General features: G+C 66.5%; 14 protein-coding genes. 10 read left to right on the forward strand and 4 right to left on the reverse strand.

Translation table 11 applies throughout. From position 1 onward, the window contains the following. Window positions 1-212: 212 nt before the first annotated feature. Complete coding sequence (locus AAFP35_RS18355; protein ID WP_419223072.1) at window positions 213-1,589, reverse strand: styrene monooxygenase/indole monooxygenase family protein; 1,377 nt, start codon at window positions 1,587-1,589, stop codon at window positions 213-215. Window positions 1,590-1,762: 173 nt separating this feature from the next. Between AAFP35_RS18355 and AAFP35_RS18360 the strand changes: the two genes are divergently transcribed. Together AAFP35_RS18360 and AAFP35_RS18365 are read left to right on the forward strand one after the other, a co-directional pair. Further along, window positions 1,763-3,901 (forward strand): acyltransferase family protein, encoded by a 2,139-nt coding sequence (locus tag AAFP35_RS18360; RefSeq protein ID WP_419223073.1) that lies wholly within the window; start codon window positions 1,763-1,765, stop codon window positions 3,899-3,901. Window positions 3,902-4,079: 178 nt separating this feature from the next. After that, window positions 4,080-5,312 (forward strand): acyltransferase, encoded by a 1,233-nt coding sequence (locus tag AAFP35_RS18365; protein ID WP_419223074.1) that lies wholly within the window; start codon window positions 4,080-4,082, stop codon window positions 5,310-5,312. A 9-nt stretch (window positions 5,313-5,321) separates the two neighbouring features. Here AAFP35_RS18365 and AAFP35_RS18370 read toward each other — a convergent pair whose 3' ends face one another. Then, window positions 5,322-5,873 carry a SanA/YdcF family protein gene (locus AAFP35_RS18370; protein ID WP_419223090.1) on the reverse strand — a complete coding sequence of 184 codons (552 nt, stop codon included), beginning with the start codon at window positions 5,871-5,873 and terminating at the stop codon, window positions 5,322-5,324. A 292-nt stretch (window positions 5,874-6,165) separates the two neighbouring features. On the opposite strand from AAFP35_RS18370, the gene AAFP35_RS18375 reads away from it, so the two are divergent. The 3 genes from AAFP35_RS18375 (at window position 6,166) to AAFP35_RS18385 (ending at window position 12,669) form a co-directional block, all read left to right on the forward strand. Next, window positions 6,166-7,578 carry a WS/DGAT/MGAT family O-acyltransferase gene (locus AAFP35_RS18375; RefSeq protein ID WP_419223075.1) on the forward strand — a complete coding sequence of 471 codons (1,413 nt, stop codon included), beginning with the start codon at window positions 6,166-6,168 and terminating at the stop codon, window positions 7,576-7,578. 397 nt (window positions 7,579-7,975) lie between these two features. Then, window positions 7,976-11,278: a heterodisulfide reductase-related iron-sulfur binding cluster gene (locus tag AAFP35_RS18380; protein WP_419223076.1), complete on the forward strand. Its 3,303-nt coding sequence runs from the start codon at window positions 7,976-7,978 to the stop codon at window positions 11,276-11,278. A gap of 137 nt (window positions 11,279-11,415) precedes the next feature. Further along, window positions 11,416-12,669, forward strand: a complete 1,254-nt coding sequence (locus tag AAFP35_RS18385) for a pyridoxal phosphate-dependent aminotransferase (RefSeq protein WP_419223077.1) — start codon at window positions 11,416-11,418, stop codon at window positions 12,667-12,669. 162 nt (window positions 12,670-12,831) lie between these two features. Here the strand turns inward: AAFP35_RS18385 and AAFP35_RS18390 are convergent, their stop codons facing one another. After that, window positions 12,832-13,755, reverse strand: coding sequence for a hypothetical protein (locus AAFP35_RS18390; RefSeq protein WP_419223078.1), 924 nt, complete (start codon window positions 13,753-13,755; stop codon window positions 12,832-12,834). Between the two features lie 227 nt (window positions 13,756-13,982). Between AAFP35_RS18390 and AAFP35_RS18395 the strand changes: the two genes are divergently transcribed. From AAFP35_RS18395 to AAFP35_RS18405, 3 genes are read left to right on the forward strand one after another with little or no spacing between them, the layout of a single operon-like run. Further along, a complete protein-coding gene (locus tag AAFP35_RS18395) occupies window positions 13,983-15,755 on the forward strand; it encodes an SDR family oxidoreductase (RefSeq protein WP_419223079.1) in 1,773 nt (590 codons plus the stop codon). Window positions 15,756-15,770: 15 nt separating this feature from the next. Continuing rightward, on the forward strand, window positions 15,771-16,706 hold the full coding sequence (locus tag AAFP35_RS18400) for a metal-dependent hydrolase (RefSeq protein WP_419223080.1): 936 nt from the start codon (window positions 15,771-15,773) through the stop codon (window positions 16,704-16,706). An 11-nt stretch (window positions 16,707-16,717) separates the two neighbouring features. Beyond that, on the forward strand, window positions 16,718-17,857 hold the full coding sequence (locus tag AAFP35_RS18405) for a PDR/VanB family oxidoreductase (RefSeq protein ID WP_419223081.1): 1,140 nt from the start codon (window positions 16,718-16,720) through the stop codon (window positions 17,855-17,857). On the opposite strand, the gene AAFP35_RS18410 is transcribed toward AAFP35_RS18405, so the two are convergent. Continuing rightward, window positions 17,819-19,375 (reverse strand): DHA2 family efflux MFS transporter permease subunit, encoded by a 1,557-nt coding sequence (locus AAFP35_RS18410; protein ID WP_419223082.1) that lies wholly within the window; start codon window positions 19,373-19,375, stop codon window positions 17,819-17,821. The genes AAFP35_RS18405 and AAFP35_RS18410 overlap by 39 nt on opposite strands. Window positions 19,376-19,481: 106 nt before the next feature. Here AAFP35_RS18410 and AAFP35_RS18415 point away from each other — a divergent pair, with 106 nt between their 5' ends. Further along, window positions 19,482-20,054, forward strand: coding sequence for a TetR/AcrR family transcriptional regulator (locus tag AAFP35_RS18415; RefSeq protein ID WP_419223083.1), 573 nt, complete (start codon window positions 19,482-19,484; stop codon window positions 20,052-20,054). 35 nt (window positions 20,055-20,089) lie between these two features. Then, complete coding sequence (locus AAFP35_RS18420) at window positions 20,090-20,857, forward strand: MerR family transcriptional regulator (RefSeq protein ID WP_419223084.1); 768 nt, start codon at window positions 20,090-20,092, stop codon at window positions 20,855-20,857. Window positions 20,858-20,987: the final 130 nt, after the last annotated feature.

The following is a 20,987-nucleotide window of genomic DNA, read 5'->3' on the forward strand; positions in this document are numbered from 1 at the left end:
GTAGCCCGCGAGGCGCCAGCCGAGCGAGCGTATCGAGGCCACACCACCAACCAGATCTCGATACGGGGCCTCGCTGCGCTCAGTCCCTACTCGATCAACAACAAACACCGCCTCACCGCCGGCCGAGTAGCCCGCGAGGCGCCAGCCGAGCGAGCGTATCGAGGCCACACGACACAGGCTGACCTCGATACGGCCGTCGCGGGCCCCGGGCGTCAGCTCACAGCACGCGCCTCGACGGGTGCAGAGGTGAACGCGCCCGCGGGCTCGAAGCGACCCAGGACAGTGTCGGCGGGTTCGCCGGAGACCGCGCCGATGAAGCCGAGCACGTCGTCGCGTGTCCGTAGACCGAGCAGCGGATTCGGTTCCGACAACAGGCCGAACAACGCCGACGCCACCTTCTCGTCGACGGCGGCCGCGGGAAACGAGAGCTCCAGGTGGTCGGCGTAGTCGGGATCGCCGAGGTAAAGGCGGGTCACCTCCACCGCGGCCCGGCCACGACGCTCCCAGTGCTTCTCGAACTCCTCCTCGAGCCAATCCGCCGTGAACGCACCATCGTGGGCCTTGGCCGCTGCCACGAGTTCGGCGACCTGGATGAGCGTGTTCTGGGCGCCCTGCCCGGCGACCGGATCGACGGCGATGGCGGTGTCACCGATCGCAGCGACGACGTGGCCGCCACGAGTCGTCGCCACGGCGTGCCGCACCGTCGGGGTGACCGCCCCCTTCAACCACGACACCGGATCGGAATCGATCACCCGCAGCTGCTCGACGACGGGCGCGTCATGCGGGAAGTACTCCTCGAAGAGGTCGACGATGACCCGACGCGCCGACGCCGCGTCGTGAACCTCACCGATCCGGGGCGCCCAGGCCCCGTCCGGTTTCGCGAAGACGATGAACGACCACGTGGCGCCGGCGTCCTTGTGCAGGAACGGCCCGACGAACACCTCACCGTTGTCGCTGTCGAGGTTGAACAGTGAGTGGTTGCCGCCCTCGCGGCTGCGATAGGAGAAGGTGTCCGAGCCGTGGTCGAGGCCGGTGAGCGTCACCTGCAGCAGCACCCGCTGCGGTTCGCGGTAGTGCGTACGCGATTCGTTGACCGGGAACAACGCCGACAGCCCGCCTTTTCCGGTGGCCACCAGCGTCAGATCGTGCGCGCCGGCGATGTCGTCGAGACGGTCGGTGTCCACCGCACCGATCTCCAGCCGTCCGCCACGATCGAGGAACCGGGCGAGTCGGTCGTCGGCGCGCAACCGCAGGTCGACGGCCTGCGCCACGTAGCCGTAGTCGGGGTTGAACTCGAGCACGTCGGCACGGTCGTCGCCGCTGCCGGAGTGCAGCCGCACACTGATGCCGGTGGTGTTGCCGACGTCGTAGAGGTCCTCGATGATCTGCGCGTCCCATTCCCGCGACTTGCCGAACAGCACGCCGACACCGGTGGGAGGCACGTTGTCGCGCAAGGACTCCCGATCCCGGTCGCTGTAGAGCGTCACGTCGAAGCCCGCGTCGGCGAATCCGAGCGCCGCGCTTGTGCCGGCCAATCCGGCGCCGACGACGGCCACCGTCGGCTGTCCGTTGTGTCCCATGTCTGTCATCCCTTGTGTCGTTTGTCGCTGAACCTTGTGCTGCGCACAGCGTGCCGGGGGATGCGACGTGGCTGAAGGTTTAGGCGCAGGGCGCGCAAATGCGGGTGGTGTCACGACATCGACGGCACCCTCGCGCGGTCGGTCCGCAGGTCGCGCGACCAGGCCAAGTAGCATCGCAGCCTGTGAGCACGGCCGTAACCACCATTCCCGCGACGCCCAACGAGGACGCCGCGACCGGAAACACCTCCGGGTATCGGCTGGATCTCGACGGCCTGCGCGGCATCGCCATCGCCCTCGTCGCGATCTTCCACGTCTGGTTCGGTCGGGTGTCCGGCGGTGTCGACGTGTTCTTGACGCTGTCCGGGTATTTCTTCGTCGCGTCACTGCTCAAGCACGTCATCGCAACCCAACCGGCATCGGTGTCGTGGAGCACCGCGGTCAATCCGTGGCCGCGTTTCTGGCGGCTCGCGCGTCGGTTGTTGCCCGCCCTGCTGGTGGTGCTGGCCGTGATCACGGCGCTCATCGCCCTGGTCATGCCGAAGACACGGTGGGGGCCGCTCGGATCGGAAGTCCAGGCGAGTGCGCTGTACTACCAGAACTGGCACCTCGCCTTCGACTCGCAGGACTACCAGGCGGCCGACTCGGCGAACAGCCCTCTGCAGCATCTGTGGTCGATGTCGATGCAGGGTCAGTTCTTCGTCATCACTCTGCTCTGCGCACTCGCACTCGGCGGCGTACTGCGTCTGGCGTCCCGCCGCTTCGCGGTTCTCACGAACCCTTCGGTCATCCGCGGGGTGGTCGGCGTCGCTCTGCTCGCGGTGACGCTCGTGTCCTTCGCCTGGGCGAATCATCGTCACGGAATCAACCAACCGTTCAACTACTACGACACCGTCGCCCGATTGTGGGAACCGTTGGCGGGCGGTCTGCTCGCGGTGTGGATGCCGAAGGTGAAGCTGCCGTCGTGGCTGCGCAATCTGCTCGGGGTCATCGCGCTCGCACTCATCGTCACCTGCGGGTGGTGGATCGCCGGCGTGCAGGAGTACCCGGGCATCATGGCCCTCGTCCCGGTGGGTGCGACCCTGCTGCTGATCTGGACCGGCGCCGCGGCCACCCGGTCGACGCCGGCCGCCGGACCCGACGGTGTCAGCCGCGCACTCGCGCATCCACGCCTGGTGTGGCTCGGTTCCATCGCGTATGCGCTCTACCTGTGGCACTGGCCGCTGCTGATCTTCTATCTGACGTGGCGCTATCAAGACGACGTCAACTGGTTCGAGGGCACCGTGATCCTGGCGATCTCGGTGGTCCTCGCCTGGGCGACGACCCGTTTCGTCGAAGCACCGCTGCGGGCGGGCAAGTCCACCGCGTTCGGCCCTCGATACCGCCGGGCCCTGCTCGCCGTGATCCTGATCGCGACCGTGGTGGCCGGCAGCACCGTGGTGGTCTGGCAGCGCAACGCGGCCAACGCTACGGTCAACACCGAGAACCTGGATCCCCGTCTGTACCCGGGCGCCCGCGCCTACCTCGACGGCGCGCCGGTGCCCAAGGTGGATCCGCAGCCGAGTCCGGAGGTCGTCGACAAGGACTGGCCGATCACCTCGTACGACTCGGTGATCAGTGGTTGGAAGGACCCGTCGATCAAGGTCGGCGAATACGGCGACGTGAACGCCAGCCGAACCGTCGCATTGGTCGGCGGCTCCCACGCCGAGTACTGGATCACCGCGCTCGACGCCATCGGCAAACGCAGGGGCTTCAAGGTCACCACCTATCTCAAGGTGGGCTGCGCACTGACCACCAGCCACGTGTTCGTGTGGTTCGGCCAGAAGTACTACCAGTGCAACGACTGGTCACGCCGGGTGATGGACCGCCTCGCCGTCGACAAACCCGACGTGGTGTTCACCAACTCGACGCGACCCGAAGAAGGCAAGGGTGCCCGCGGCGATTTCGTCCCGCAGGATTACCAGGACATCTTCGCCCAGTTCCGTGATCGCGGTCAGCGCGTCGTCGCGGTGCGCGACAATCCGTGGGCCCACGGCAAACTCAAGCCGCCGGAGTGCCTTGCCGAGGGCAAGAAGCCACAGGTCTGCGGGGTTGCGCGGGACCTCGCGCTGGCTCCGACCGATCCGGCCCAGGCCATCGCCGCGCAGTACCCGAACATGAGTTTCCTCGACTACTCCGACGCCATGTGCTCGGCGACATATTGCCCGGCCGTCGTCGGCAACGTGCTGGTGTGGCACGACTACCACCACCTGTCGGCCACCTTTGTACGCACGCTCATCCCGGCTGTGGACGCCGATCTGTCCACGTCGCTGCGCTGGTGGTGACGGCCGCAGGTCTCAGGTCGACCCCAGGTTCGACTGTTAGGGTGTCGAACGATACCTGCGGACCGCGAGAGCGCGCGACGACCATCGCGACCACGCTGTCCCGGGACCCGAGGATCCGACCGATGGACGCCCTCGGATGACGAGAAGTCCGCTTGACGGTTGGGGTTGAGACGCGCGAATGACCACCTATGCACCTGGTCAGGGCGGCGTTGTCGCGAATGCTCCCGCGACGACCGGGCAGTCGGTACGCGCAGCCGGGAAGCGTGCCTACCTCCACAACCTCGACCTCATCCGCGTCACCACGTTCTCGTTGGTCATCTTCGTCCACTGTCTGACCCAGACGACCGACGAGATGCACAGCATGCCGGTCAACACGACGTCGCTGCTGTTCCACTTCACCCGCAACACGTTCTTCGCGCTCACCGGGTTCGTACTGATGTACCAGTACTTCGACCGGCCGGGCTTCACCACCGTCGGTTTCTGGCGCAAGCGCATCAAGCTGGTGATCTTTCCGTACCTCGCATGGTCGGCGATCTACTGGATCGTCGAGGACGTCTGGGCGCACGGCCGCATCGGTGACGTGTTGTCGGATCCCGTCGGCGGGCTCACCGAGTTCGGACGCTTGGTCGGCTGGGGGCTCTCGGGCTTCCAGATGTACTTCCTGTTCGTGATGCTGCAGGTCTACCTGCTGTTCCCGCTCGTGTTGTGGCTGGTGCGTGCGACCCGAGGCCATCACGCCATCCTGTTGGCGTGCAGTTTCGCGGTCCAGGTGGCGATCACCTCCACGATCACCTTCTGGAATCCGCCCGCCCACATCGCCGAGCACTGGTGGCATCACTACGCGACGTTCATCCCGTACCAGTTCTTCATCCTGTACGGCGCACTCGCCGCCGCGCACCGCGAACAGATCGACCGATGGCTCGTCGGTAAGGGTTGGTGGCTTTTCGGGTCGCTGGTCGTCACCGCTCTGCTCGCCGTCGGCGTCTACGCGGGCAACGTCTGGTTCGGCGATCAGCCCGTCCACGACAGCAACTCGGCCTTCTTCCCGTACCTGCTGCCCTTCTTGGTCGTCGCGATCACCTGCCTGTACGCGGCCGCGGCGCACTGGGCACGCCATCGGCGCGATGCCACACCCCGCTTCGCCCGCGTCGTGACCTTCGGCTCGAACCGCTCCTTCGGCGTGTTCCTGTCGCACGTCCTGGTGCTGTACTTCATCCTCAAACCGCGCTCGGGTGATCAACCGTGGATTCTCGCGACGCTCGGTCAGCCCTGGGGCACCCTCGTCACCTACGTTGCGACGATCGGCGGCGCACTGCTGCTCGTCGAGATCCTGCGCCGACTGCCGGGGTCGATCTATCTGACCGGACGTCCACGGCTGCCCTATCCGTGGTCGCGCACCGCCGATCGCTGACCGCGATCGTCACTGCACCACGGCACCGAGCAGCGCGCGTGGCCGCGCCAGCACCGCTTCGCGGAGATGATTGCGCGCCACCGTCCAGACCGCGCAGTCGCAACGGGCAGCCACTCCCACGGCGTCGACACCGCGTCGTCGGCACAGGGCGATGGCGCGCGAGAGATGGAAGTCCTGGGTGATGATCACCGCGCGCCGCACCCCGAACACGTCATGTGCCCGACGACAACTCGCGTCGGTGTCCCGTCCATCCGGGTCGTCGGTGATCACCGACGACGCGACACCGCGGTCCTCCAGATACCGCCGCATCACCGCCGGCTCGTTGCCGGCCTCCACAGATCCGTTGCCGGAATTGATGATTCGGACCAAGCGCCCATCCCGGTAGAGATCGACCGTGGTGTCGAGTCGGCCGCGCACGTAGTCGCCGGGCACGTCGTCGCGCACCAGGGAACCGAGCACGAGAGCGGTCGAACCGGACGGGACCTCGTCGGCGTCGACGATCCGTCCCGTGGATGCGACGAACACCCAGGTCGCCGCGATGGTGATGACCAACTCGATCATCACGAACACCACCACGACCACGCGGGAGACCGAACGCACCGTCTCACGGTAGGCGAGTCGGGCCCGCGATCACGAAATGACACAAATTCCACGTCTATCGCGCGGTCGAGGTCGATAATCGTCGAATCCGGTTGGCACCCGCCATCCGGCTCCAAGTAGCCGTTCCGCCGACCTCGTCGTCGGCCCACCGCTGGTTGAGTGGCGACGTCCGAGCGGGCACGTCCGACACGTCGGCGAACCACGGTCGGGCACATCTCAGGTCCCCGGTCGCGCACGAGTCAGGGGCGTCGCGATGCCGTACATGCCGATCACCGAGTCCATGTTCCTGCTCGCGGAGACTCGCGAGCAGCCGATGCACGTCGGCGGACTCCAGCTGTTCGTCCCGCGTGAAGGCCAGTCCGGCACCGACCTCGCGGAGGAGATCTTCGAGACCTTCCACAACTGCCGTGACGTCCGGAAGTTGTTCCGGAAACGCCCGGCGCCACCGGCGACGGTTCTCGGCTATCTCGCCTGGTCGTACGACGACGACATCGACTTCGACTACCACGTCCGACGCGCGGTGCTGCCCCGGCCGGGACGCATTCGCGAGTTGCTCCGGTATGTCTCGCTCAATCACAGCGCCCTGCTCGATCGCACACGCCCCATGTGGGAACTGCACATCATCGACGGCCTCGAGGACGGGCGCGTCGCGCTGTACACCAAGATCCACCACTCGCTGATCGACGGGGTGTCCGCGCTGCGACTGCTGGAGAACTCGCTGTCGGCCGATCCCGACGACCGCACCGGCACCGCGATGTGGGACCCGGCCCTGAAGCGTCGTCGGTCGTCGTCGGCGCCCGCTGCCCTGGTGTCGCGGATCGCCGCGGTTCGGGGGTTGGCCGGGCAGGCGGTCGACGTCGCCGGGCAGATCGTCGGTGCGGCGCCCGCTGCAGCGAAGATCGCATGGCGGGCGATACGCGAGGACGATTTCGCCGCGCCGTTCGTGCCGGCTCCCCGGACGATGCTCGACGTCTCGATCGGTAGCGCCCGCCGGTTTGCCGCGCAACAGTGGCCGGTCGGCCGGCTGCGAGCAGTGGCCGAGAGTCTCGACATCACGCTCAACGACGTCGTACTGGCCATGTGTGGCAGTGCGCTTCGGGCTTATCTCGTCGACCACGACGATCTGCCCGATGCCCCGCTGATCGCCGCTGTCCCGGTGTCGATGCACGGTGACACCGCCTCGGAGGGCAACGCGATCACCGCGATCATGGCCAACCTGGGCACCGACGAACCGGATGCGGAACGTCGGTTGGCCACGGTGGTCGCATCGACGCGGTCGGCCAAAGAGGTCATCCGTGGGCTCTCACCGCTGCAGGCGTTGATGTTCGGGGCCGCCACGATCGCGCCGCTGGCACTCGCGCCGCTGCCCGGCTTCGTCGACCACACCGCACCCCAGTTCAACCTGATGGTCAGCAACGTCCCCGGCCCCACCGATCATCTGTACTGGAACGGCGCCCGGCTCGACGGCGCCTACCCGGTGTCGATCGTTATGGAGGGCCTGGCCCTGAACATCACCATCACGACGACGGCCGATCAGATCAACTTCGGCATTCTCGGGGCGCGCAAGGAACTGCCCAGCCTGCAACGCATGCTGACCCATCTCGACGCAGCCCTCGACGATCTGGAGAAGGTGGCGGGCAAGGTGACCCGCATCTCCGGACCGTGATCGACCGCGCGCGGCGGGCCCGGTTCGGATGTTGTGGCGATCGACACAACACAAGTTCGACGCGATACGTCGGAGGGTTCGACATGCCACGGCCCGAGGCGGGGTTTGTCCTCATTGTCGGCGCGCCCTCGACGCTCACTGCCAGGGAGTTCCAGCGCACGCGGGGTGCGGAGTCCACCGGTGTGGCAACAACCACCCACAACCTGACTCGACAGTAAGTTACTGATGAGTATCATCCCCGTATACGACATGGCGGGAGCGGGGCGTTAGTTAGGTAATCCTTGGCAGCGCTCTCCTCCCACAAGGAACTACGGTTACGCGTAGTACACGTCGGCCCATCTGCGCCATCAGCCCTGCGCAAATGGCCCGTGATCAACGAGAGAGGGGCCGTGACGCCGTGAATGCCACGACGATCACCATCGGCACGATTGCCGTTGTCGTCAGCCTGTTCTGCTGGGCGATCTTCTTCCGGGGCATCTGGAGGATGGTCCGGGCGATCGCACAAGGCCAACGCGTCGACAGTACGCGCTTCTGGCCGCTGTTCCCGCGTCTGTGGACGCTGATCAAGGAGTTCGCCGCGCACACGCGGATGGCGAAGTTCCGCACGGTCGGCTGGGCCCACTGGCTGGTGATGGTCGGCTTCCTGCTCGGCTTCATCTTCGTGTTCGAGGCGTACGGGCAGGCCTTCGATCCGCACTTCCACTGGCCGTGGCTGGGCACGTGGGGCCCGTACGTCCTCGCCGAGGAGGTCCTGGGCTGGGCCACCGTGATCGGCGGACTCGCGCTCATCGCCATCCGCCAGCTGAACCACCCGCGCATCCCCGAACGGCTCTCCCGCTTCACCGGATCCCAGTTCGGCGCCGCTTACTTCGTCGAGATCGTGGTCGTCGTCGAGGGCATCGGCATGCTCGGTGTGAAGCTGATGAAGATCACGTCAGGCATCGAACACGCCCCGGTGTGGCAGTCACCCACCCTGCACTACATCGGTGAGTGGATCGGTTCCACTCCGGAATGGACCGTCGCGGCCATGGCCGTGATCAAACTCTTCTCCGCGATGATCTGGCTGGCCGTCGTCGGCTCGAACATCAACTGGGGTGTCGCATGGCACCGCTTCGCGGCGTTCTTCAACATCTACTTCAAGCGTGAGCAGGACGGCGGCGTCGCACTCGGTGCGGCCAAGCCGATGATGAGCAACGGTCGCGTCCTCGACATGGAGACCGCCGACCCCGACGTCGACGCGTTCGGTGCGGGCAAAGCCGAGGACTTCTCCTGGAAGGGCTGGCTGGACTTCACGACCTGCACCGAGTGCGGTCGCTGCCAGAGCCAGTGCCCGGCCTGGAACACCGGAAAACCATTGTCGCCCAAGCTGCTGATCATGTCGCTGCGCGATCACGCACAGGCCAAGGCCCCCTACCTGATCGCGGGTGGACGCAAGGATCTCGGCGGCGACGAGGTCGGCCTGGTCGACGCCGACGGCAACGTCGACGAGGCCAAGCTCGCACAGATTCCCGAGTCCGCGCGGGCCGAGGCATCGCGCAAGTTGGTCGGCGAGTCCAAGGGCGCACTACGGGATCCGTCCGAGGTCGAGGGCGCCTTCGATCCCGAAGAACTGGGCGCGGTCATCGACACCGAGACCCTGTGGAGCTGCACCACCTGCGGCGCCTGCGTCGAGCAGTGCCCCGTCGACATCGAGCACGTCGATCACATCATCGACATGCGTCGCTACCAGGTGCTGATCGAGTCGGACTTCCCGACCGAGCTCGCAGGCATGTTCAAGAACCTCGAGAACAAGGGCAACCCGTGGGGGCAGAACGCCTCGGCGCGCACCAACTGGATCGACGAGGTCGACATCGAGATCCCGGTCTTCGGCCAGGACGTCGAGTCGTTCGAAGGCTTCGAATACCTCTTCTGGGTCGGCTGTGCCGGCGCCTACGAGGATCGTGCGAAAAAGACCACCAAGGCCGTTGCCGAGCTGCTCGACATCGCCGCGGTGAACTTCCTGGTCCTCGGCGAGGGCGAGACCTGTACCGGCGACTCCGCTCGCCGTGCGGGCAACGAGTTCCTGTTCCAGATGCTCGCGCAACAGAACATCGAGATGATGAACGAGGTCTTCTCCACTGCGCCGCAACAGCGCAAGAAGATCGTCGTCACCTGTGCACACTGCTTCAACGCCCTGGGCAACGAGTACCCGCAGTTGGGCGCCCAGTACGAGGTCGTGCACCACACCCAGTTGCTCAACCGCCTCGTGCGGGAGAAGCGTCTGGTGCCGGTGGCGCCTCTGGGAGAGGGCGTCACTTACCACGACCCCTGCTACCTGGGTCGTCACAACAAGGTCTACGACGCGCCGCGTGAGTTGATGGCCGCCTCCGGCTCGGCGCTCACCGAGATGCCCCGCCATGGCGAACGGTCCATGTGCTGTGGTGCCGGTGGCGCGCGGATGTGGATGGAAGAGCAGATCGGCAAGCGCATCAACCTCGATCGCGTCGACGAAGCTCTCGACACCCTGGCCGGGAGCGAAGCCGGCGGGCCGAACCGCAACGGTCAGCCCGGTGAACAGCCCCAGAAGGTCGCGACCGGTTGCCCGTTCTGCCGAGTGATGTTGACCGACGGCGTGACGGCACGCACCGCAGGGACCGAGAACGAGGGCAAGATCGAGGTCGTCGACGTCGCGCAGCTGCTGCTCGACGGAGTCAAGCGTGGCGCTCCGGAGGTCAAGCGCGGTGGTCGGTTCCTGGGACCGACACCGAAGCCGGCTCCCGAGCCCGAACCCGAAGAAGAGAAGGTGCCCGCGGCGGCTGTCGCCACGGCTGCGGCGACCACCGACGCCGCACCGAAGCCGAAGGTCGGCTTGGGCATGAAGGGCGGTAAGAAGCCGGGCTCTGCAGCGAAGGCCGCTCCGGCCGAGGCGGCACCGGCCGAGAAGAAGCCCGCCGCCAAGGGATTCGGCATGAAGGGCGGCAAGAAGCCCGGCGCCGCAGCGAAAGCTGCTCCTGCCGAGGCAGGACCGGCCGACTCCGCGGCACCCGCTGCGGAGAAGAAGCCGGCGGCCAAGGGATTCGGCATGGGCGCGGCGAAACGGCCGGGCGCGGCTGCCAAGTCGCCGGCCGCTGCAGCGGACTCCGCCGCACCGGCCCCCGCTGAGGCTGAGTCGTCGGCGGCTGTCGAGGCGGCCGCTGCACCGGCCCAGAAGGAGCCGGCAGCCAAGGGATTCGGCATGGGCGCCAAGGCCAAGCGGCCCGGCGCGGCAGCCAAGCCGAATGCGGCGGCGCCGCAGGCAGGCGTCTCCGCCCCGGCCGAAAGCCAGGTCGCAGACACCGAATCGGCTCCCGAGGCCGCACCGACGGCCGACACGGAGACGGTCGGCAGCGTGGCCACGGTGACCGAGGAGAAGCCGGCGAAGGCCAAGGGATTCGGCATGGCCGCAGGCAAGAAGCGTCCGGGTGGCGCGGCGAGCGCTCCGGCCAAGCCGGCCTCGGCGCCCGCAGAGCAGGCCGCTCCCGCCGAACCCGAGCCGGCAGCACCTGAGCAGGCAGCACCCGAGCCGGCGGCAACCGCCGACGAGCCCGCGGCTGCCGCCGCCGAGGAGACGACACCGTCGTCGGACGGGTCCGCCGACGAGCGGACGATCTCCGAGACCGGGACCGCCAAGGCCAAGGGATTCGGTATCGCCGCAGGCAAGAAGCGCCCCGGACACCGGTAGCCGTAACCGACACAAACCTCACCCGTCGTCGCGGACCTTCAACGGTCTACGACGGCGGGTGAGGTTTTTTGTGGCCGTCATCCACTCCACCGCCACCGCCGAAAACCCGTTTGCGCTGGACTGTCACAATTGAACTCGTGAGTAGACCGCACGTATCGCATCTGAACCAGAACCTCAAGCCACTCGAGCAGTCCCTGAAGCTGCAGAACGTGTGCTACGAGATCCGGGGACCGGTACACGCGCATGCGGCGCGGCTCGAAGCCGAAGGCCACCGGATCATGAAGCTCAACATCGGCAATCCTGCGCTGTTCGGCTTCGAGGCACCCGACGTGATCATGCGCGACATGATCCACGCGCTGCCCTATTCGCAGGGCTACTCCGAGTCGGCCGGTGTGCTCTCGGCGCGACGCGCGGTGGTCACCCGCTACGAGCTCATCCCCGACTTCCCGTACTTCGACGTCGACGACGTCATCCTGGGCAACGGTGTCTCCGAGCTCATCACCATGACGATGCAGTCGTTGCTCAACGACGGCGACGAAGTTCTCATCCCGATGCCCGACTATCCGCTCTGGACGGCCATGACCACGCTGTCGGGCGGCAAGCCGGTCTACTACCGCTGCGACGAGGAGAACGGCTGGAATCCCGACGTCGCCGACATCGCCTCCAAGATCACCGATCGCACCAAGGCGATCGTCATCATCAACCCGAACAACCCGACCGGCGCGGTCTACTCACGCGAGGTGCTCGAGCAGCTGGTCGACGTGGCGCGCGAACACTCGCTTCTGATCCTCGCCGACGAGATCTACGACAAGATCCTCTACGACGACGCCGAGCACATCAACGTCGCCTCACTGGCCCCGGATCTGCTGTGCATCACCTTCAACGGATTGTCGAAGGCCTACCGCGTGTGCGGCTACCGCGCCGGATGGCTGGTCCTCACCGGACCGAAGGACCATGCCCGCGGCTTCATCGAGGGGCTCGGCATACTCGCGTCCACCCGATTGTGTTCCAACGTGCCCGGACAACACGCCATCCAGGTCGCGCTCGGTGGTTATCAGAGCATCGACGCGCTGGTGGAACCCGGAGGGCGGCTGTTCGAGCAGCGCAACGTCACCTGGGAGAAGCTCAACGAGATCCCCGGAGTCTCGTGTGTGAAGCCCATGGGTGCGCTCTACGCCTTCCCACGTCTGGACCCGAACGTCCACGAGATCCACAACGACGAACTCTTCGTCCAGGACCTGCTGCTGCAGGAGAAGATCCTGGTGGTCCAGGGCACCGGCTTCAACCTCACCGACCACAACCACTTCCGCATCGTCACCCTCCCGTGGTCGCGCGACCTCGGCGACGCCATCGAGCGCATCGGCAACTTCCTGTCGTCGTACCGGCAGTAGCGCTGCCAACCGATCGCTCGCCGCACCGGGGGCTGAACACACGTAGAACTCACACAATCACGCAATGCACGGCGTGATTGTGTGAGTTCTGGGTGCGTCAGCCCGACGGCAATCGTTCGGGAGCGCCAGTCGACCACTGCGGCCGACTCTGCCATCATCACGTCAGGCCGCGATGCCCAGGCGCTGCAGCCATTCCCGGACCATCGGTACGACACGGTCCTTGCACAGGTCGTCCCACACCCATCGAATCACCATGATCCCCAGGCGACGCAGGCCGTCTTCGCGTTCCTTTTCGCGTTTCATCACGTCGAACTCGGACTCGCCGGAGCGACGATGCTGACGGTACTTCGCCATTCCGTCGAACTCTGCGACGAGCCGGCCGAGCCAGTCGTAGTCAGTACGAGCGACGAAGGTTCCCGAGTCGTCGTACAACTCGTGCTGCAGCCGAGGCACCGGCAAACCCGCGACGATGATCTGCGCCCGACCCCATGACTCGCCTGCGTTCTCGGCCCGCCCATCGGCGTGACCGAATGCCCGCTTGGCCACCCCTACCCCGCGCCGACGGTTGTCGAGCAGATCGGCGAGCACATCGGGCTGCGCTCCGCGCCTCAATGCGGAATCGAGTACCGCCAGAGCCTGGGCGAAACTCACACTGCACGCGATGTCGACCGCGGTGCGTTCGAGCGATGTCACCGAGACGCCGTCGATGACAGTCGTGTGAGTGGAATCCAGCTCGCCCGAGTGCACGTGACGACGCTCCTCGATCCGGCCGCCGGTCTTCGCGCCGGTCGAGAAGTGCACTCGGTCGAGGCTCGGGTTCAGGAGGGACAATCTGTGCACGACGCCCGCCGTCTCATGACTCAGGACACTGCTGCGCTCGGCGAGTTGGATGGCCGCGAATGCCTTCAGACGATGCAGATCCTCGGGTTTCGTCTTCGACACCGACCCCGGTACATACGCGGCAGGCCAGATACGGGTGATCTGCTTGCTCTCGAGCGCGCGAGACAACTGGGTGTCGGTGAAACCGTGGTCGATCGCGGTCCGACGAAAGATGATTCCGTGGGCGTCGGTGGGGAAATCCAGCATGCCCATTAGACGCACGCGCGCCCCGCTCGGGTCCATCCAAAGCGAAACACACGTAGAACACACACAATCACGCAATGCACGGCGTGATTGTGTGAGTTCTGGGTGCGTCAGCCCGACGGCGATCGTTCGGGAGCGCCTGATTGTGCGAGTTGTACGTATTCGGGTATCGGCCGACTTCCTCGACATCAGGCATTGATGTAACCGCGAGTAACGTCTAATGTGACGGCATGCTCGATTGGCGAAAGCGCGTCGTCACCAACGATGGTGTCCATCTGGCCGTCTTCGAGGTCGATGGCCCCGCGACAGACACCCGACCGACGGTCTTGTTGATCCACGGCTGGCCGGACACACATCACCTGTGGACCCACGTCGCCCCGATCCTGGCCGAAGACTTCCATGTGGTCGCTTACGACGTGCGTGGGTTTGGCGAGAGTGACCGCCCCGACGGCGACTCCCCCTACCGCCTGAGCGCACTCGCCGACGACCTGTTCGCCGTCGCAGAGGCGGTCAGCCCGGACCGACCCGTCCACGTGGTCGCGCACGACTGGGGGTCCGTGCAGGCATGGGAGGCCGTCACCCGCCCAGGCGCCGAGGTCCGCATCGCCTCGTTCGTCTCCGTGTCCGGGCCGAATCTCGACCAGCTCGGCGACTGGGCGCGCGAACGCCTGGCCAGTCCGACCCCACGCAATCTGGGTCATGCACTCGCGCAAGCTGGTTCGTCCGCCTACACCGTGTTCTTCCAGCTGCCGGTGCTGCCGCGGCTGTTCTTCTCGGCCGTCGGGTCGCCGACGGTGTGGCGCGAGTTCCTCCATCGTGTGGAGGGCACACCGCGACGAAACGTCGTGGTGGGTGACACCCTGCGTGAGGACATGATCTCCGGACTCCGCCTGTACCGGGCAAACATCCGACGCAAACTGCGTGCTCCGCAGACGCGGCCCACCTTCGTCCCGGTCCTCGAACTGGTCAACGAGCGCGACATCGCGTTGCGGCCCGCGATCTTCGACGACACGCATCGCACCGTGCAACGGTTGTGGCGGCGAAGCACGGCGACCGGCCACTGGCTGCCCTACACCAATCCGGGATACCTGGCCGAGACCGCACGCGACTTCATCGCGGCTCAGACGGCGGGAACACGCGAGGACTCCGCACGACTGGATCGGGCGCGGCTGTTCGCCACTCCGAAACCGTTGTCGGGCAGGCTCGCTGTGGTCACGGGTGCCGGTAGCGGCATCGGGCGCGAGACCGCGTACGCCCTGGCCGAGCAGGGATGCGAACTCGTCCTCGCCGACCTCGACGTGGCCGCGGCCGACGAGACGGCACGCGAGTGCAAGGCCTTCGGCTCACCGACGTCGGTGTACGAGCTCGATGTGTCCGACACGGCTGCGGTGACCCGCCTCGCCGACGAGGTCGCGGCGCGCCAGGGCACACCGGACATCGTGGTCAACAATGCGGGAGTCGGCCTGGCCGGCAGCGCATTGGACGCCACCGACGACCAGGTCGACCGGGTGCTCGACGTCAACCTTCGCGGCGTGATCTCCGGTAGCCGGGCCTTCGGCCGACACATGGTCGAGCGCGGGGTCGGCGGGCACATCGTGAACGTCTCGTCGGCGGCCGCTTTCACCCCGCAGCGCTCCCTCGGCCTCTATTCCGCGTCCAAGGCGGGCGTGCTCCTGTTCTCGGAGTCGCTGCGTGCCGAACTCGCCGACCATCGGATCGGCGTCACGGCAATCTGTCCGGGCATCGTCGACACCGCCATCGTCGGCAACACCCCCATCGCCGGGCTGAGCACCGACGACGAAGTCGCCGAACGCAATCGGCTGGTCGGGCAGTACCAGCGACGCGGCTTCACCCCTGACCGGGTGGCCGCCGACATCGTCCGGTCGATCATCCGGAACAAGGCCGTCGTACCGGTGACCCCTGAGGCGAAGATCGGGTACCGGATCTACCGATTCACTCCCTGGCTGTCGCGAATGGCGGCGCGCCACAAGGTCACCGCGTAAGAAGAGGTGTCGACGATGCCTGCTCCCGCACCCGCGGACCATCCGCATCCGATCGTCGAGGCCCGGGAACCCCGTGACCTCGACGGTTCCGATCCCGGCCCGGTCGAACTCCACGCCCGTAACGTGGCCTTCGACTGGTCGGCCACCCCGTTGCACTGGATTCCGGGCCATCCGGTGGCCTCCAACTTCATCAGCGTCCTGAATCTCCTTCTGCCCGAGGGGGAGCGCTGGTTTGTCCTGACCTACAACGAAGCGCTGCCGCTGGTCGCCGACGACGAGCTCGCCGCCACCATGCGTGGATTCATCGGCCAGGAGGCGATGCACGCCGAAGCGCACGACCACGTGCTCTGGGAGTTCCTCGACCACTACGGCATCGATCCGCGACCGTACCAGCGGCAGATGGAGTGGATCTTCCGAAAAGTCCTGGGCCCCATGGACAAGGGCAGTCCACAGGCTCGGCAGAAACACCTGATCGAACGGCTCTGGCTGATCGCCGCGCTCGAGCATTACACCGCAATCCTCGGCGACTTCGCGTTGAACAACACCTGGGTGACCTCGGGTGCCGATCCCACGATGACCGATCTGTTCACCTGGCACGGCGCCGAGGAGGTCGAGCACCGTGCGGTCGCCCACGAGGTCGCGGTGTACTTCGGCGACAGTTACCTTCGTCGCGGGCGCGCCATGCTCGTGGTGCTCCCGGCGCTTCTGCTGCTGATCAACCGCGGTTTCCGGTTCATCATGCATCAGGATTCGACGGTGTCCTACAACTACTTCCAACGCCAGTACCACTACTTCCGGGGTGTGCGTGCCGGCGTCCTCCCCAAGATGAGGCACATCGTGCTGGCGACCTTCAGTTACTTTCGACCGGGATTTCATCCCAACGAGATCGGCAGTACCGCCCAGGCGGTGGCCTATCTGGCCGCCTCCCCCGCGGCGCGCAAGGCACACTGAGCGAGACGACGATGAATCAGCGGCTGCACCCCCACTCCACCGAGATGACTTCTCCCCCTCCGCATCTCTACGGCCGGTGGCGTCACGATCCGATGTTGCTGATGGGCACCGCGATCGCCAAGGTGTGGTGGCCGTTCTGGCGCCCGATGGCCCCGCTGCATCCGACCACGGCCGACGACGGCGTGACCGCGGTACGACTCGTCGACAGGCAGGTCGTGGCCGCCGACGAGAACGTGGTCACTCTCACCTTCGAGGCCCCCGACGGTACGCTTCTGACCCGTTGGCATCCCGGGGCGCACCTGGACATACTGTTGCCGTCCGGCCGGATGCGCGAGTACTCCCTGTGCGGCGACCCCGCCGACCGTCGGCAGTACCGGATCGCCGTGCGGCGCATTCCCGACGGTGGTGGCGGATCGATCGAGGTCCACGACACCCTGCGGGTCGGTGATCTCGTCCGGATCAGGGGACCGCGCAATGCTTTTCCGATAGCCGTGCCCGGTCACGGGTCGTCGGCGCGGTCGGTCCGGTTCATCGCGGCCGGCATCGGCATCACCCCCATCCTGCCGATGATGGCGGTCGCCGAACGATTCGGACTGGACTGGTCGATGATCTACACCGGCCGCAGCCGCACGTCGATCCCGTTTCTCGACGAGGTCGCGCGATTCGGCGACAAGGTGACGATCCGGACCGACGATGAATCCGGGCTGCCGTCGATGACCGAGCTCCTCGGCCCGACCGATCCGCAGACGGGCAGCACGCCAGGCGATCTCGCGGTGTACTGCTGCGGTCCGGTACCGATGCTCGATCGACTGCGTACCCACCTGGCCGACCGCCCCGACATCGAACTGCACTACGAACGGTTCAGTCCCCCTCCGGTGGAGGACGGTCGTCCGTTCACCATCACGCTCGCTTCCACGGGACAGCAGATCCCGGTGGCCGCCGACGAGACCGCGCTGTCGGCGATCCGCAAAACCGTTCCCTCGGCGCCTTATTCGTGTCAGCAGGGCTTCTGCGGAACGTGCAAGGTGAGGACGTTGTCCGGCGCGGTCGATCACCGGGACAACATCCTCACCGAACCGGAACGCGCCGACGGTCAGTTCCTCACCTGTGTGTCACGGGCGAGCGGTGACCACATCACCCTCGATCTCTAGGGGCTGCACGTCGGCCTCGTCTGCACGGGCGGTGCCGCGCAGCAGATAGGCTGCGGCGATGGCCGCGACCAGGGTGACCGCCACGGCCACCCACACCGCGCTGTGCAGCCCGTCGACGAACACCTGCTGGACCGCGACACGCACCGACTCCGCGACGTTGCCCGGGGCGCGCTGGGCCACCTCGACACCGGCCATCACCGACTCACCGGCGATACCGCGCACCGCATCGGGAACCCCCAGCGCCGCAAGGCGACCACCGACTCCTGCGGTGTACACCGAGGTCAGCACCGACCCGAGAACGGCGACACCCAACGTCCCACCGATCTCGCGGGTGGTGTCATTGACCGCCGACCCGGCACCGGCCTGTTCGGGTCGCAGCGCATCCATGATCACCTGCGTGCAGGGGCCCGAGATGAACGCCAGACCGACGGCCATCAGCGACATCGACCAGATGATCAGTTCCCAATAGCCCGAGGTCCGACTGGCCACCTCGACGAGTGCGAAACCCCCGGACATGAGCAGCGCACCCGCCACCGCGACCACACGCGGGCCGAACCGGTGCGACAACGCCATGGCGACCGGCGAGAACACCGCCATCACCACCGCGAACGGCAGCGTGCGCAGCCCGGCCTCGAAGGGGCCGTAGCCCTTGACCGCCTGGAAGAACTGCGTGATCAGGAAGATGAATCCGAACAGGGCGAAGAACGCGACGCTGATCATGGCTGCCGCCGTTGCGAAGTGGCGGTTGGTGAACAGTCGCAGGTCCAGGATCGGGTGTTCGACGGTGAGCTCGCGCCACGCGAACAACGCCAGCACACCCAGAGCCACCACCAGGCCGCCGATGGTGCGCGGATCAGACCATCCGAAATGCGGTCCCTCGATCACCGAATAAGTGAGCAGTCCCAGCCCGATGATCGACAACACCAGACCGGGCAGGTCGAACCGGGAGGTAGCCGTCGGCCGGGTAGCCGGCACCACCAGCAGGATCGCGGCGATGCCCGCGGCCCCCAGCGGAAGGTTCACCCAGAACACCGACGACCACGAGTAGTGCTCGAGCAGCCATCCGCCCAACACCGGGCCGACGGCAACGGCGACTCCCGACGTGGCAGCCCAGATACCCACGGCCGCAGCACGTTCGGATGCACCGACGAACATGGAGACGATGATCGCCAAGGTGGCCGGGAAGACCAGCGCGGCAAACATGCCCAGGCCGGCCCGGGTGGCGATCAGCTGGTCGAGCGTCTGCGACGACGCCGCCAACACCGACACCCCGACGAAGCCGACGATGCCGGTGAGCAGCATCCGACGGTGCCCGAACCGATCGCCGAGGTAGCCGCCGGTCAGGAGCAATCCGGCGAACACCAGCGTGTAGGCGTCGACGATCCATTGCAGGCCCGAGATCCCGGCGTCGAGGTCACGCGACATCGTCGGGAGCGCGACGTTGACGATTGTGTTGTCGACCATCACGAGCAATTCGGCAAAACACAACGCCGCGAGGGCGAGCCAACGGTTCCGCATCAGGTTTCTCCTTCGAAAGGGGGCCGAGTGGCGAGATAGAACGTCGTCACACCGTTGTAGGACATTGTTCTATTCAAGAAGAACACTGTTCCAGTAGGCTGTCAACATGTCGCCGCAGAAGTCCCGCACGCCGGCCACCGAGGTCCGCTCGGCTCTCATCGCCGCCGGACGGCGGATCCTCGAGCGCGACGGTGCTGCCGCGTTGACGGTGCGGGCGGTGGCCACCGAGGCGAATGTCGCGCCGATGGGTGTCTACAACCATTTCGACGGCAAGGACGGCCTGCTCGACGCCCTGGTCACCGATGGTTTCGCCGATCTCGCCGCGGCCGTGGCGGCCACCGATGCGGACGCGAACACCCGGCTGCGCAACAGTGGACGCAACTACCGCCGGTTCGCCGTCGACAACCCGAAGATGTATTCGCTGATGTTCTCAGCCCAGTGCACGGCCGAGGACGAGGTCGCCGCACGCGCCTTCGGCGCGCTGGTCGAGATCGTGCGCTACGGCCAGGTCGCCGGACTGATCCGTGACGGCGACGCGGTGGCTCTGGCCGCCGAGATCTGGGCGTGTGTGCACGGCGCGGTGTCGCTGGAACTCGGCTCGGTGCACCCGCCCTTCGTCGACGGCGCCGCGGTCTACGAGGGTGTGCTCGATCTCGTCTCACGCGGTGTGGCGACCTGAACCGACGACACCTCGGCATCTGGGACAATGTCGCGGTGACTGAGTACCGGATCGACGATCTGGCACGGGCTGCGGGCACCACGACCCGCAACGTGCGGGGCTATCAGGACCGCGGGCTCCTGCCCCGCCCGGTCCGGCGCGGTCGCATCGCGATCTACACCGACGCCCACCTGGCCCGCTTGAAGGTCATCAATGACCTGCTCAAACGTGGGTTCACCATCCGCCACATCAGTGACTTCCTGTCCGGGATACAGCGCGGCGACAACTTGGCCGAGGTGCTCGGGCTCGAAGAGGTGATGGCCGAGCCGTGGTCGACGGCGACGTCGACGACCGTCGCGGCCGACGAACTCAAGGACCTGCTCAACTCGGGCAACCCGGCACATTTCCAACGCCTCATCGAGTTCGGCCTGATCGAGCCGCACGGCCCGAACACCGATCATCCGGACCGCTACACGATCCTCGATCAGGAGACGGTCACCGCATACGGCCGGCTGGTGAAGCTCGGGGTACCGCTGAGCGGCATCCTCGATGTGCACGGTCGGCTCGATCGCCAGATGGCCACCGTCGCCGAGACCGTCATCTCCGCCGGGCGCCGCGGCATCACCGAGGGCCGATCGGACGGTTGGCTCCCCCGGACGACGGCCGAATCCGAATGGGCCACAGAACTACTGAGCGAGATGCGGCGTGCTGGGTCGATCTCGGCGCACAACGCACTCGACCGCGCGCTCGATCGTGACCTCGCTCGCCAGCTCAACGAATACCTGGGCCGCGCCCGGCAGAGCTCTTCCCCACCGGCCGAGTAACCCGCTCACCCGGCCCCGCCCCGCTGGTGCAGCAGACCACTCACCCCGCCCCACCCCCGCTGGTCGACTAGCTGTACTGACCTGCCAGGTTGGGTACGCGGCTGACGGGTGAGTTGCCTCGCAGTGCGGT

The organism is Gordonia sp. CPCC 206044 (genome assembly GCF_048537895.1).
Taxonomy (GTDB): Bacteria; Actinomycetota; Actinomycetes; order Mycobacteriales; family Mycobacteriaceae; genus Gordonia.